Raw genomic sequence first — 12,353 nt, 5'->3', positions numbered from 1 at the left:
CCCGGAAGCCCGGCTTCCGGGGCTTTTTTGTGCCTGAACTCCAGAGAACGCCCTGCCGCCCCTTCCCTTCTGCAGACACCCGGGAGGAGCATGGCAGAACCGGTGTCTCAACCGGGGCAGTCGCAATCATGCCTTTTGCAAAACGCACGCCTGTAATCCGTCAATGCCCATGCCGCCGGATTTTCGGCTCGAATCTCACGCTGCCAGTCCTCTCTGCCACGCAGCACTTTTCCGGATGCCTTCATGCGCACGACAAAGAACACCATGACTTCGGGCTCCATCTGGAAGGCCATCACCTTCTTCGCCGTGCCCCTGATTATCGGCAATTTTTTCCAGCAGCTTTACAACGCCGCCGACTCCCTCATTGTGGGCAATCTTCTCGGCGAAAATGCTCTTGCTGCCGTAAGCGGCACAAGCAACCTCATCTTCCTGCTCGTGGGATTCATCAACGGCATCAGTCTCGGTGCGGGGGTAGTCATCGCACAGGCCTTCGGTGCGGCACGCTTCCGGGACATGCGCCACCTGGTCCACACGCTCGTGGCCTTCGGCATGGCAGCAGGACTTTTCCTCACGGCGTTCGGCGTTCTGTTCACGCCGCAGATTCTGCGCTGGATGAACACCCCGACCGATATCTTTGCGGAAACGGCCCAGTATCTGCGCGTATATTTTGCGGGTTCCCTCGGACTCGTCATCTACAACGTTCTTGCCAGCATCCTTCAGGCCGTGGGCAACAGTCGCTATCCCCTGTACTTTCTCGTACTTTCCTCCGTCGTCAACGTCGTTCTCGACGTGGCCTTCATCAGTCTCTGTCACTGGGGCGTCTGGTCGGCCGCTGCGGCCACCGTCATTTCCCAGCTTCTTTCCGCGCTGCTCTGCGGCTTCGTTCTGTGCCGGGCAAGCGCGCCCTGCCATCTTTCCCTGCGCAGCATACGCTTTCACGCCCACTGCCTGCGGCCGCTTGCCGTATACGGTTTCCCCTCCGGCATGCAGAACTGCGTCATCGGCCTGTCCAATGTGGTCATTCAAAGCCACATCAACCTGTTCGGCCCCGCAGCCATGGCAGGATGCGGAGCCTATCAGAAAATTGAGGGCTTCTGCCTCATTCCGGTCATGAGCCTGGCGCTTGCCCTTGCCACCTTTGTGGGACAGAACACCGGAGCCCGTCACCCCCTGCGCGTCCGGTCGGGCATGGGCTTCGGCCTCGCCCTTTCCATGATTCTGGCCGGACTCATCGGCGTGGGCGTCTTTTTATGGCGTGACGAACTCATGGCTGTTTTCAGCACCGACGCTGAAGTCATCCGCCTCGGCGCCGACTATGCCCGCGTAGCCGCCCCCTTCTATGTTCTGCCCGCCTGCACGCACTGCCTTGCCGCCGCGTTCCGCGGCGCAGGACGACCATTGTTTGCCATGGCGATCATACTCATCTGCTGGTGCGTCGTACGCGTGGGCACGCTCTCCACACTCATGACATTCTTCCCCACCATCGCCACCATCTACTGGATCTATCCCGCCACGTGGACGCTGAGTTCCCTTACTTTTCTTTTCGCCTGGTGGAACATGGCCTCCTCGCTGCGTAACGGTCATAAAAAGGCAGCAATCCGCGGCGGACGCTGAAAACAGGCTTTCGCGCTCTCGCTCTCCGCACAGAAAAACAGTCCCGCGCGCCGTCTTTACCGCAGAACGGGCTTCTGCGTCGTGCACGAAAACGACGAAAAGCTTGTCATGGAACGTCATTTCTGACAGCGTTCCTTCACCGTCACATCTCACCTTCCAGCCGCATTGCCATGAACTTCTTCGAACAGGTCTACGACATCGTGCGCTCCGTGCCTCCCGGCCATGTCATAAGCTACGGACAGATCGCCTTTCTGGCCGGCAATCCCCGCATGGCCCGTCAGGTGGGCTGGGCGCTTCACGTCTGCCCGAAGGATGTGCCGTGGCAACGCGTTGTACGCAAGGACGGAAGCCTTCCCTGCGGCGAACGCCAGCAGAACCTTCTGGAACAGGAAGGCGTGAACTTCGATGGCAAGGGACGCGTTCTGCGCCCGCATTTTGAAGCCTGAGTGCAGCGCAAAGCCAGGCGGAGCCCCGCCGCAGCCTGTGCAAGCCAAGGATGCACTTGAAGGCATACCAACGATATGCTACCGTCCAAGGCTGACGGAGAGACAACCCTCTTGAGGAGTTTTTATAGATGTTTGGCATCGGCAGCACAGAATTGCTGGTCATCCTGGTCGTGGCCCTTCTCGTTCTCGGACCCAAGAATCTGCCCAAGATCGCGCATACGCTCGGCCGCGCCATGGGAGAATTCAGACGCGTGTCCACGGAGTTTCAGCGTACGCTCAATACGGAAATAGCCTTTGAGGAAGAGGCGGAAAAGGCCAAGGCGAAAAAGGCGGCGGCAAGCAGTGAAAAGGCGACGTCCGGTACGACCGGCAGTCCTGTTACGGACACGGAAAACAAGGCCTGAACGGTTCACCGGTATGGAAGAAAAAGATATTTCCCAGTCCCCGGCCAGCGGGGAAAACAGACATGACGACGCTGCGGAGACGAAGGCCGATCTCGCCTCCTATTATGCTGCGGCAGCGACGGCCGCAGCCTCGGGACACGAATTTCCGTCCAAAGAGCCGGACACCTCTGACGCCGGGGACAACGATTCTGAAGTGACCGGCGACGATATGGTTGCGGCTTCTTCCTCTGAAGAAAAGAACGACGCCGAGCCGAAGAACGAGGACAGCCCGGCGAAGCCTGATGACATTTCGGAAGACGGCAGTCCTCACGGCCCGCTTGACCTCTTTGCCGAAAACTCCGGCGACCGTCCGGAAGAAACGGATACGGAAAAAAACGGCGATACGGATGCAGGAGTCCGGGAGCCCGTGCCCCCCTACGAAAACGCACCGACCTTTGCCGCGTTTCAGGCTCCGGAAAAAACGCCCGACAGTGAGGAGCCCGACGAGGAACCCGAAGGCGCGGAAGACGACGTGCCCATGAGCATCATAGGCCATCTCAACGAGCTGCGCCGCCGCCTGTTCCGCATCGTCATCATCGTCGTGCTCGGTTTCGTGGCGTTCTACGGCGTTTCCGAACCGCTGTACGCCTTTCTCTCCGCACCGCTTCAGGCCTGCATGCCCGAAGGCAGCAAGCTCATCTACACCTCTCCTCAGGGTGCCTTCTTCACCTACATGAAGGTAGCGCTCGTGGCGTCGCTGTTCGGCACAAGTCCCTTCACCTTCTATCAGCTTTGGGCGTTCATCGCGCCGGGACTGTACCGTGAGGAAAAAAAGGCCGTGCTTCCGCTCGCCTTCTTCTCCTCCATCTTCTTCCTGGCGGGCGCGGCGTTCTGCTTCATTCTGGTGTTCCCCATAGCCTTCCAGTTTTTCATGGGCTTTGCCTCCGAAACCATCGTGCCCATGATTTCGGTGGAAGAATATCTCAGCTTTGCGCTCAAGCTTCTCATAGCTTTCGGCGTGGTGTTTGAAATGCCGTTGTTCGCGTACTTTCTGTCGCGCTTCGGGCTGCTCACTCCGGCCTTCATGCGTCGTTCCCGGCGCTACGCCATTCTGGTCATCTTCATCGTGGCCGCTATTCTCACGCCTCCCGACGTGTTTTCCCAGTGCCTTATGGCCATTCCCATGCTGCTTCTCTATGAAGTGAGCATATACGTGTCGGCCATGGCCTATAAGAAGAAGGAAGACAAGCCGGAAAACAAGGACGACAAGGAGGAGGCATGATCACTGAAGACGCCATCCGCAGCGCAAAACTTTCGCGTTCCACGGGAGAAACGTCCGTCAGGCTGGAACTCTTGCTGGACGGCACGGGACAGACCACCGTGTCGACCGGCTTCGGCATGCTCGATCACATGATCACGCTTCTGGCATTCTGGGCCAGGTTCGATCTGTACCTCACCTGCTCCGGCGACATGCACATCGACGCGCATCACACCGCCGAAGACGTGGCACTTTGCCTCGGCAAAGCGCTGCGCGAAGCGCTCGGCGACCGTAAGGGCATAGCACGTGCAGGCTGGGCCAGAGTTCCCATGGACGAGGCTCTTGCCGACGTCACTGTGGATCTTTCGGGCCGCCCGTGGCTGGAGTTCCGCGGCGACGAGCTGCTTCCCCCGGTCATGGCCGGAGAGGAAAAGGACGTGTGGCGGGAATTCTACAAGGCTCTGGCCTCCGCGGCACAGTGCAATCTTCACATCTCGTTCCAGTACGGCAAAAACGGACATCACCTGCTGGAATCCGCCGCCAAGGGACTGGGACTTGCGCTGGCGCAGGCTGTACGACGCAGCGACGACCGCATGCCCAGCACCAAGGGGAGTCTTGACTGATGCATTTCCGCCATTTTCTTCTCGCTCTGCTCTGCCTCTGCCTGCTGGCCGGCTGCCAGAAGGCCGACGAACAGCAGCGCCTCATCATGCCCGATCTCGTCGTGGCCGTTGCACCCTTCACGCAGCCCACACAGACTACCGAGCTTCTTTCCGGCTTCATTCCCGAAGACCAGAAAAGGATTTCCGAACAGACGCTGAACGAACTTGACGCTCTGTTCCGCGAAAGACTCCATCCCGATCTTCATCGTTACGTCTTTCTGTCCGAAGCCGACATTCAGGGCGACATGGCCAGAGATTCCCGCGGTCGCCGCAACGCTCTCATCACCTGGGCCGAACGCGCCAAAGCCGTCGGTGCGGACATAATCGTGGTGCCGCACATCATCACCATGCAGGAGCGCGTAGGCGGCAAGGCGGGCGTCGTTTCCGCAGCCGCCGTCAACGAGGATTTCTATCTCATCGACGCACGCGAACCGGTCAGCCTTGTCATGCGCTGTCACTTCGCCGAAGAACAGAAACCCCTTGCCAGCGACATCACTAAAATAGGCACCTTCTTCAAGCGCGGCGGCGGATGGGTCACGGCCAAGGAACTCGCGGCCGAAGGCATGGACAAGGCCGTAAAGGAGTTCGGCTTATGATCATCTTTCCCGCAGTCGATCTTCAGAACGGCAAAGCCGTTCGACTGAAGCAGGGCAAAGCCGACGAGTCCACGGTGTTCAGCGATGACCCCGTAGCCGCTGCACTGCACTGGCAGGAGCAGGGCGCGGAATGGCTGCACCTCATCGACCTAGACGGCGCCTTTCAGGGCAGAAGCGTGAACGCCGATCTTGTGGCACGCATCAGCGCACGGCTCGACATTCCCATAGAGCTCGGCGGCGGCGTGCGTGACGAAGACGCCGCTCGCATGTGGTTCGACGCCGGTGTCACGCGTCTCATCATAGGTACCATGGCGCTGGAAAAACCGCAGGAATACGCCAGACTCTGTTCGCTGTTTCCCGGAAGGATCGGCGTGTCCCTCGACGCCGTGGACGGCCGTCTCAAGACCCGCGGCTGGGTGACCGACGCAGGCCTCACCGTGGACGAAGTCATGCCCCGCCTCGTGGGCGACGGCACGGCCTTCATCATCTATACCGACATTGCCCGCGACGGCATGCAGAGCGGCGTAAACATGCCCATGCTCTCCCATCTGGCCGAGACGAGTCCCGTGCCTGTGGTGGCTGCCGGCGGCGTTGCTACGCTGGAAGACATCAAGGCCCTCTATCCGCTCAGCGTGAAGGCCAACCTTCAGGGCGCCATTTCCGGCCGTGCCATCTATGAAGGCACCCTGAACCTGCCCGAAGCCATGGCTTGGATAAAGGCGCAGAAAGCCTGATTCATCTTCCACTGAACATAGTGTTCGCTCAAGCCCGTATCCTTTTGGGATGCGGGCTTTTTCATGCCCGGAAGGTCTGCAAAAGTCTGTGCCGGCCCTTCACCGAAGCCCCAAGCTTTTCCCCTCACTCCTTCCTCGCCCGACGTCTCGGCACGGACCCGGCCACGCTTTCCTCGCCGCTCATCACGTCCATCATGGACCTGCGGCGTGTTCATCTACTAAGGACGCTTTCCGAACCAGAGGCATCAGTGCTTCTTCAAGGTAAGCAGCAGCACCGAACAGATGACCAGCGCACAGCCCGCCCAGCCGATGGAAGAAAAGTTCTCATTCCAGATCCACCAGCAAAGCAGCGTGCTGACCACAGGTTCGAGATTGCCCAGAATGGCGGCCTGCACGGGAGAAAGGTAGCGCAGCGACTGCCCGTACCAGAAATAGGAAACGTAGGTGGACACAAAGCTCAGGATGAACAGAGCCACGGCGGCGTGCAGAGACACGGGGCCGAACGACGTGAAGAACGAGAGTACCAGAGCCGCCGGAATGAAGGTGAAGGCAAACAGCGCCTGCGTGGAATAGCGGTCCTTGTACCACGTGAAAAACAGGAACTGAAAGGCGTAGGTGAAGCCGGAGAGAAGCCCGCAGCCTATGCCTACATAGGAAACCTCCTGGCCGAGACTTCCGCCGGACAGACAGACAAGGCTGGTCCCCACCATGGCCAGAGCCAGAGCCGTCATCTTGGAAGAGTTGATGGCTTCATGGAACAGTATGCGCGAAAATAAGGCCACCCAGGCCGGAGCCGTGAACATGAGGATGATGGCAATGGCTCCACCGCTTTTCTGAATGGCTATCTGAAGGGAAAGAATGACGAGAGAAACGTTGACGGCGCCGAAAAGCACCATGCTCACGAAATCACGACGCGAGGCGTGCATGCCGCCGCGAAGCAGCGCATGCACGAGAAAGCATACTCCGGATATGGCCATGCGCCAGAACGCCACGGAGGCCGGGTCCATGCCTTCTGCAAAGCATACGCGGGAAACGGGTCCTATGATGGCCCAGGCCAGTGCGGCCAGCACACAGTAAACCGTGCCTATCCAGAAGCCGCGATCACTGAAATTCACATTCATCAAAAAGCTCTCTCCACCATGCCGAAGTCGAGCTCTTCGGCTCCGGCCAGCGTCTGAAATCGGGAAACAGCCAGGCGAAGCGCATCCTCAAGCGCCTCACGGGAAGAAAAGGAATAGATGACCGTCAGAAGTCTGCGGCTTGCCGACGTCACCATGGCACGCGTGGAATCACTGGTGGGACTGCCTACCGGACCGGCATCGTCGGCCAGAAGCGGCATGTTCTCAAGCTCCACGGAGTCCTTGCCTATGCCGGGATAGCTCTCGCCGGGACGCCCACGACGCAGCACCACGGCTCCCTGCAGGTTGTCCATGTCATAAGAACCGAGAGAAAAACCCGTTTCCAGAGAAACAAGATTGTTCACGTCCACCACGCTGTTGATGCGGTACAGATCCTTGCCCTGACGCACGCGACGGTACAACGCCTCGGAAGACACCCGCCAGCGTCCCGGATCCTTGCCGCAGGCACGATATCCTCTGCGGGACTCGCCGAGATTGGGCATGTCGGCCAGCGCCGTCGATTCAAGACGAACCTTCAGCTCCGGCAAAAGCGCATCGAAGCACTCGGCTATGTCCTGCCCGGACGTTCTGGGCACAGTCTGATAGGTCAGCCAGCCGAGACGACACTCGGGGCAGCGGGAAAAAACGTCGTCGTCAATGCGTATTTCCGTTTTCATGCCAGGCTCTCCAAACGCAGATATGAAAAAAGCCGCCTGTTTACACAGGCGGCTGAAATTCTGGTGGAGATGAAGAGAATTGAACTCTTGGCCTCTTGAATGCCATTCAAGCGCTCTCCCAACTGAGCTACATCCCCGTTGCATGTATGCTTTTGCCAGATTCAGTCCCGGCAGTCAAGAAAAAAGTGATTTTCACCGTTTTTTTCGACATGCCTGCTATTCCAGAAGATCCAGAGCGTCCAGCACGGGCTGAAGCGTTCCTTCCTCTCTGGCTTCTCGCATGAGGCGGCCTATGTACTGAAGCTGCCGCCTCTTCGCCTCAAAGCCCGACAGACGATCATATTCATCCAGGCCTTCCTTCAAATCAGGGGGCAGGGGCAGGCGTGCACGCTTGACGGCGGGAATTTTCGCCAGCTTTTCTCCTACTGACTGAAGGGCGGAACTGTCACGCTTCTTCTGCGAACGGCTCACGCGCTCCTGCTCTTCCTCACCGCCTATCTGGTAACGATTCTTCCGGGGCATTACTGCTGTACCTCGGGACCGTTCTCTTCAGGATTGAAATTGGCACTCTCTTCCATTTCCAGCGTGTCAATCTTCTCCTCCAGCCACTCCATGAGCGCGCGGGCGGTATGGTAATTGAACAGCACGCGGGAATGGATGTGACGGGTGATGACGCGCTCTTCCTCGTCAAAGGGCACGACTTCCGCGCCGAAGGCTCCGTCAGGCTCCACGGCCCTTTCGGAAAACGAGGGAAGCTTGTCGCTCTCCACATAGAAATTCACTTCTATCTCGCCCTGAGGATTGATGCCGCCCCACACGCCGTGCGTATATTGAAGGCGGCAGTCGGGGTCCTGACTGTACTCGTAACGCACCCGGCTGGGATATCTGATCTGACTCATGAGAACCTCACAAAAATGGGGCCGCCTCTCGGGCGAACCTTGAATTTCCTTTCATATCGCGCCTTGACCGGCAAGTAAAGAACATACTCCCCGGGGCAGTCCCGACACTTGACGGAACGGCTCACGCGCGGCAGAGTGTAACATTCTGACGGCTCAGGCGGGATCTCCGGCCGCGCCGACATCACTCCCGAGAGGAATTCTATGAACAACTATACCAAGGAAACGCTGCAGGTCCATCCCATCTTCGACTTTGAACTGCTGCTCGGTCTTCTTTCCGAAAAGCGCCTCGGCGGCAAGGTTCTCGAAGAGCTGGCCGACGTGTGGGAACGCTGGCTGCCCAAGCTCCACGCCATCAAGCTGGAAACCGGCAAGGGACGCTACCTTGCCCTCTGGCTCGATCAGGATGTGGAAAAGGAAGTGGACGAAGAATGGGCGAAGTCTGCGGAATACGGCTTCCGTCTGAGCGCGCTCGGCCAGACCATGTGCCAGTGCGCCGTGTATCAGCTCATGCCCGAAGTGGAAGAAGCCGGCTGCGCTCCCGCTCCCCAGCCTACTGCCGCGCTGCGCGAGGCTCTCGCCGCCGAAGGTCTGGACTACCAGGACGTAACCCACTCCATGCTGCCCAAGTTCAGCGTTCTTACGCCCTACCCCTTCCACGGCGCGTGCGACATCTGCTATCTGCGCAAGGAATGCCCCAAGGCCAACGGACAGACCAACCAGTTCCGCACCTTTGAAATAGGCGGCGAGCCTGAGCAGAAGGCGTAGGCATGGACAGGGAACGTTTCAAGGAAGGTTTTCTTCATATCTTCAAGGCTGCCGGCTACTCGCTTGCCGGGCTTCGGACCGGCGTCCGCCTCAGCCTCGCCTTCCGGCAGGAATGCGGCGTCTTTCTTGCCCTCATCGTGCTGCTTGCCCTCTGCGGCAAGCCTCTGGTCACCTGGCTTGTCGCCCTCGGCGCGTGGATTCTCGTCATGATGGCCGAGCTCATCAACACCGCCATTGAAGAGGCGCTCAACCTCATCACCCGTGACTACAACATTGCGGTGAAGAATGCCAAGGACATGGCCTCCGCCGCCGTGTTCCTTCTGCTGGTCCTCAACGCCGCGCTCTGGTTCTGCATCTTCATTCTGGGACTGTTCTGACGGCGCGGCGCGACGCGCCTCTTCGCCGAGACTCCGGCCGCGCCCCGCCTCGCCCGGACACGCAGAATCTTCCGTCCCGGCACGGGGCGCCCCTTCATCACCTTCTTCTCATTACCGGGGAATCTCCCATGGAAACCGTCTTTCTGAAAAAGGGCGAGGACCGACGTCTGCGCATCGGGCACCTGTGGGTGTTCAGCAACGAAATAGACACGAAGCGCTCCCCCCTTACCTCCTTTGCGCCCGGTCAGGCCGTGCTCGTGGCCGACTGCGGCGGACGCACGCTCGGCACAGGCTACGTCAACCCCGCCTCGCTCATCGCAGTGCGCATGGTCAGCCGCAAAGCGGACGAAGCGCTCGACGCCGCTCTCCTGCGCCGGCGTCTTTCCGACGCCCTCGCCCTGCGCGAAAGGATGTTCGACCAGCCCTTCTACCGTCTCTGCCACGGCGAGGGCGACTTTCTGCCCGGTCTTGTGGCCGACCGCCACGGCGACCATGTCGTCTGTCAGATCACCACGGCGGGCATGGACGCGCATACAGACGAACTTCTTTCCGTGCTCGACGAGCTTCTGCACCCTTCCTCCATTCTTCTCGACAACAACGTGGCCTCCCGCGACCTTGAAGGACTTGAACGTTTCCAGCGCGTCGCCTCGGGCAAGGCTCCCGAAGAAATTTCCGTGGAAGAAAACGGCATGCGCTACGCCGTTCCGCTGAAGAACGGCCAGAAGACCGGCTGGTTCTACGACCAGCGCGTGAACCGCGCCGCGCTCACGCCCTTTGTGCAGGCACAAAAGGGCTGCCAGGTGCTCGACGCCTTCTGCTACGCGGGCGGATTCGGCGCTCTGGCGGCCAAAAACGGCGCGGGAAAGATCACCTTTATGGACGCCTCAGCCCAGGCGCTCTCCTACGCAAAGCGCAACGCCGAACAGTTCGGCACGGAAACAGAGCTTCTTCAGGGGGATGCTCTTACCCTGCTGGCGAATCTGCGCCGCGAAGGGCGAACCTTCGACATTGTCTGTCTCGATCCCCCGGCCTTCATCAAACGCAAGAAGGACGCGAAGCAGGGGCTGGAAGCCTATCAGAGGGTGAACGAACTCGGCCTCGATCTGGTGCGCCCCGGCGGCATGCTCATGACCTGTTCCTGCTCCCACCATCTGGAAGCCGACGCGCTTCGCGGACTGGTCACTCGCGCGGCAGGGAAAAGACGTCGCCATGCCAGGCTTCTCTTCCAGGGCTTTCAGGGGCCGGACCATCCCATTCATCCCGCCATGCCGGAAACGGCCTATCTCAAGACCTTTCTTTTCCATCTGCCGGAATAACGCTGTGGCGGCCCTCCTGGGGCCGCCTTTTTTATGCGTTGAAACCGTGAATCGCGCCCTTTCCGCTGCTTCTGCATTCTGTCCATCTTCCCGGAATGCGCCCCTCACGTTTCCGCAGGCCGGCCCCCATGCCCGTCAGTGAGGCTTTCCGGACCGCCCCTGCGCTTGCCGAGCCTTCCCTTTTTCTATACCGTGAAAACGCGCATCTTTCGCGCCACTTATCCCGACGCTTCGCCGGCTCAAGAGGATCCGTCATGTCATCCATTCAGGCTACCCGTATGCTCACCCCGGGCCCCACGCCCATTCCCGACCGTGTCCGTCTGGCCATGGCCGCTCCGCTGCTCCATCACCGCAAGGACGCGTTCAAGACCATTCTGGCCGAAAACCAGGTCATGCTGAAGAGCCTCTTCTGCACGGAGTCTCCCGTTCTTCCGCTCGCCTGCTCCGGCACCGGCGGCATGACCGCAGCCTCCTTCAATCTGTTTGAACCCGGAGAAAAGGTGCTCGTGGCCACGGCCGGCCACTTCGGCAACCGCTGGGTGGACATCGTGACGCAGCGCGGTCTTGATCCCGTCGTTCTGCGCAAGGAGCCCGGCACGTCCTTTGATCCCGAAGAAATCCGCGCCATGCTCGATGACGACCCCGCCATCCGAGGCGTGTTCATGCAGATTTCCGAAACCTCCACCGGCGTGCTGCATCCCGTGCAGGAAGTAGCAGCCGTCACCCGTGAGCGGAACGTTCTTCTTGTGGCCGACGGCATTTCCGCCGTTTCCATCTCGCCCGTGCGCATGGACGAATGGGGCATAGACTGCCTCATCACCGGCTCGCAGAAGGGACTCATGCTTCCGCCCGGACTGGCCTTCGTGGCGCTTTCTCCCCGCGCGTGGAAACGCGCTGCCGAGGTGCGCCCCCAGTGCTACTATTTCGACCTCACGGCGGAACGGGCAAGCTGCGAAAAGAATCAGACGCACTACACCTCACCCATCAGTCTGCTCGTAGGCCTGCACGAAGCGCTCACCATGCTGCAGGAAATGGGCATGGACAACGTGTTCAAAAAACAGTGGGCCCTCACGCAGATGGCAAGAACCGGCATTGCCGCCATGGGCATGGAACTCTTCGTTAAAGAAGGCCGCTATACCTGGGGACTGACCAGCGTGCGCATGCCCGATGATCTGCCCGCCGGCCCCGTTGTCGCCAAAGCCTTCAAGGAATGCGGCGTCATTCTCACCGCAGGACAGGGCAATCTCAAAGACAAGGTGCTCCGCCTCGCCCATATGGGTTGGATCGACTGGGGCGACCTTGCCGCCGGTCTGCACGCGCTGGCATGGAGTCTGCCGGAAAGACCTTCGGGCGCCTATATTGAAGAGGCTCTCGACGCCTACCACAAGGCGCTCGGTGAATAGCGACAAAGGTTCTCATGAAGGAATGACCGGGACGCATCTGCGCCCCGGTCCTTCCTTCATGCACGCGGCACAGCAGCCTCCTGCACTGCTCTCCGTTCAAAATAC

At 59.8% G+C, this 12,353-nt stretch carries 14 protein-coding genes, 1 tRNA gene and 1 pseudogene; 11 read left to right on the top strand and 5 right to left on the bottom strand.

Features of this window, described 5'->3' with window-relative positions; genetic code table 11:
• The first annotated feature begins 243 nt into the window (after positions 1 to 243).
• The 7 genes and pseudogenes from Q0J81_RS02590 to hisA all read left to right on the top strand — a co-directional run bounded on the left by Q0J81_RS02590 (position 244) and on the right by hisA (position 5,693).
• Positions 244 to 1,614, top strand: a complete 1,371-nt coding sequence (locus Q0J81_RS02590) for an MATE family efflux transporter (RefSeq protein ID WP_294445879.1) — start codon at positions 244 to 246, stop codon at positions 1,612 to 1,614.
• 170 nt (positions 1,615 to 1,784) lie between these two features.
• Positions 1,785 to 2,060, top strand: a complete 276-nt coding sequence (locus Q0J81_RS02585) for an MGMT family protein (RefSeq protein ID WP_294445878.1) — start codon at positions 1,785 to 1,787, stop codon at positions 2,058 to 2,060.
• A gap of 128 nt (positions 2,061 to 2,188) precedes the next feature.
• A pseudogene (gene tatB / locus Q0J81_RS12285) lies at positions 2,189 to 2,350 on the top strand (Sec-independent protein translocase protein TatB); the annotation flags it as partial.
• A gap of 127 nt (positions 2,351 to 2,477) precedes the next feature.
• Positions 2,478 to 3,725 (top strand): twin-arginine translocase subunit TatC, encoded by a 1,248-nt coding sequence (tatC, locus tag Q0J81_RS02575; protein WP_294445876.1) that lies wholly within the window; start codon positions 2,478 to 2,480, stop codon positions 3,723 to 3,725.
• Positions 3,722 to 4,324 carry an imidazoleglycerol-phosphate dehydratase gene (locus tag Q0J81_RS02570; RefSeq protein WP_294445875.1) on the top strand — a complete coding sequence of 201 codons (603 nt, stop codon included), beginning with the start codon at positions 3,722 to 3,724 and terminating at the stop codon, positions 4,322 to 4,324. Before tatC ends, Q0J81_RS02570 begins: the two co-directional genes overlap by 4 nt.
• Positions 4,324 to 4,959: a nucleoid-structuring protein H-NS gene (locus Q0J81_RS02565; RefSeq protein ID WP_294445874.1), complete on the top strand. Its 636-nt coding sequence runs from the start codon at positions 4,324 to 4,326 to the stop codon at positions 4,957 to 4,959. The genes Q0J81_RS02570 and Q0J81_RS02565 overlap by 1 nt, the downstream gene beginning before the upstream one ends.
• Positions 4,956 to 5,693, top strand: a complete 738-nt coding sequence (gene hisA, locus Q0J81_RS02560) for a 1-(5-phosphoribosyl)-5-[(5-phosphoribosylamino)methylideneamino]imidazole-4-carboxamide isomerase (RefSeq protein ID WP_294445873.1) — start codon at positions 4,956 to 4,958, stop codon at positions 5,691 to 5,693. The genes Q0J81_RS02565 and hisA overlap by 4 nt, the downstream gene beginning before the upstream one ends.
• A 245-nt stretch (positions 5,694 to 5,938) precedes the next feature.
• Here hisA and Q0J81_RS02555 read toward each other — a convergent pair whose 3' ends face one another.
• The 5 genes from Q0J81_RS02555 to Q0J81_RS02535 form a co-directional block, all read right to left on the bottom strand.
• The gene (locus tag Q0J81_RS02555) at positions 5,939 to 6,814 is read right to left on the bottom strand and encodes an EamA family transporter (RefSeq protein ID WP_294445894.1); all 876 of its coding nucleotides are present in this window, start codon (positions 6,812 to 6,814) and stop codon (positions 5,939 to 5,941) included.
• The gene (locus Q0J81_RS02550; protein WP_294445872.1) at positions 6,814 to 7,488 is read right to left on the bottom strand and encodes a phenylalanine--tRNA ligase beta subunit-related protein; all 675 of its coding nucleotides are present in this window, start codon (positions 7,486 to 7,488) and stop codon (positions 6,814 to 6,816) included. The genes Q0J81_RS02555 and Q0J81_RS02550 overlap by 1 nt, the downstream gene beginning before the upstream one ends.
• 61 nt (positions 7,489 to 7,549) lie before the next feature.
• Positions 7,550 to 7,625 (bottom strand) — tRNA-Ala (locus Q0J81_RS02545).
• A 79-nt stretch (positions 7,626 to 7,704) separates the two neighbouring features.
• Positions 7,705 to 8,010, bottom strand: coding sequence for a ribosome biogenesis factor YjgA (gene yjgA, locus Q0J81_RS02540; RefSeq protein ID WP_294445871.1), 306 nt, complete (start codon positions 8,008 to 8,010; stop codon positions 7,705 to 7,707).
• Positions 8,010 to 8,387, bottom strand: coding sequence for a hypothetical protein (locus Q0J81_RS02535; RefSeq protein WP_294445870.1), 378 nt, complete (start codon positions 8,385 to 8,387; stop codon positions 8,010 to 8,012). Before Q0J81_RS02535 ends, yjgA begins: the two co-directional genes overlap by 1 nt.
• A gap of 201 nt (positions 8,388 to 8,588) precedes the next feature.
• Between Q0J81_RS02535 and Q0J81_RS02530 the strand changes: the two genes are divergently transcribed.
• The 4 genes from Q0J81_RS02530 (at position 8,589) to Q0J81_RS02515 (ending at position 12,248) form a co-directional block, all read left to right on the top strand.
• Complete coding sequence (locus Q0J81_RS02530; RefSeq protein ID WP_294445869.1) at positions 8,589 to 9,152, top strand: hypothetical protein; 564 nt, start codon at positions 8,589 to 8,591, stop codon at positions 9,150 to 9,152.
• A 2-nt stretch (positions 9,153 to 9,154) separates the two neighbouring features.
• On the top strand, positions 9,155 to 9,529 hold the full coding sequence (locus Q0J81_RS02525; protein WP_294445868.1) for a diacylglycerol kinase: 375 nt from the start codon (positions 9,155 to 9,157) through the stop codon (positions 9,527 to 9,529).
• 128 nt (positions 9,530 to 9,657) lie between these two features.
• Positions 9,658 to 10,845, top strand: a complete 1,188-nt coding sequence (locus Q0J81_RS02520; protein ID WP_294445867.1) for a class I SAM-dependent rRNA methyltransferase — start codon at positions 9,658 to 9,660, stop codon at positions 10,843 to 10,845.
• A gap of 254 nt (positions 10,846 to 11,099) precedes the next feature.
• Positions 11,100 to 12,248: an alanine--glyoxylate aminotransferase family protein gene (locus Q0J81_RS02515; RefSeq protein WP_294445866.1), complete on the top strand. Its 1,149-nt coding sequence runs from the start codon at positions 11,100 to 11,102 to the stop codon at positions 12,246 to 12,248.
• Positions 12,249 to 12,353 lie beyond the last annotated feature (105 nt).

The organism is uncultured Mailhella sp., from assembly GCF_944324575.1.
Lineage (GTDB): Bacteria > Desulfobacterota > Desulfovibrionia > Desulfovibrionales > Desulfovibrionaceae > Mailhella.
The sequence above is the reverse complement of the archived record's forward strand: the minus strand, read 5'-3'. Positions and strand labels throughout refer to the sequence as shown.

Excerpts from the sequence above, each read along its gene's own strand:
- hisA (WP_294445873.1), top strand. The coding sequence starts at position 4,956 with ATGATCATCTTTCCCGCAGTCGATCTTCAGAACGGCAAAGCCGTTCGA.
- Q0J81_RS02555 (WP_294445894.1), bottom strand. The coding sequence starts at position 6,814 with ATGAATGTGAATTTCAGTGATCGCGGCTTCTGGATAGGCACGGTTTAC.
- Q0J81_RS02550 (WP_294445872.1), bottom strand. The coding sequence starts at position 7,488 with ATGAAAACGGAAATACGCATTGACGACGACGTTTTTTCCCGCTGCCCC.
- yjgA (WP_294445871.1), bottom strand. The coding sequence starts at position 8,010 with ATGCCCCGGAAGAATCGTTACCAGATAGGCGGTGAGGAAGAGCAGGAG.
- Q0J81_RS02585 (WP_294445878.1), top strand. The coding sequence starts at position 1,785 with ATGAACTTCTTCGAACAGGTCTACGACATCGTGCGCTCCGTGCCTCCC.
- Q0J81_RS02570 (WP_294445875.1), top strand. The coding sequence starts at position 3,722 with ATGATCACTGAAGACGCCATCCGCAGCGCAAAACTTTCGCGTTCCACG.
- Q0J81_RS02590 (WP_294445879.1), top strand. The coding sequence starts at position 244 with ATGCGCACGACAAAGAACACCATGACTTCGGGCTCCATCTGGAAGGCC.
- Q0J81_RS02530 (WP_294445869.1), top strand. The coding sequence starts at position 8,589 with ATGAACAACTATACCAAGGAAACGCTGCAGGTCCATCCCATCTTCGAC.
- Q0J81_RS02525 (WP_294445868.1), top strand. The coding sequence starts at position 9,155 with ATGGACAGGGAACGTTTCAAGGAAGGTTTTCTTCATATCTTCAAGGCT.
- Q0J81_RS02535 (WP_294445870.1), bottom strand. The coding sequence starts at position 8,387 with ATGAGTCAGATCAGATATCCCAGCCGGGTGCGTTACGAGTACAGTCAG.
- Q0J81_RS02565 (WP_294445874.1), top strand. The coding sequence starts at position 4,324 with ATGCATTTCCGCCATTTTCTTCTCGCTCTGCTCTGCCTCTGCCTGCTG.
- Q0J81_RS02520 (WP_294445867.1), top strand. The coding sequence starts at position 9,658 with ATGGAAACCGTCTTTCTGAAAAAGGGCGAGGACCGACGTCTGCGCATC.
- tatC (WP_294445876.1), top strand. The coding sequence starts at position 2,478 with ATGGAAGAAAAAGATATTTCCCAGTCCCCGGCCAGCGGGGAAAACAGA.
- Q0J81_RS02515 (WP_294445866.1), top strand. The coding sequence starts at position 11,100 with ATGTCATCCATTCAGGCTACCCGTATGCTCACCCCGGGCCCCACGCCC.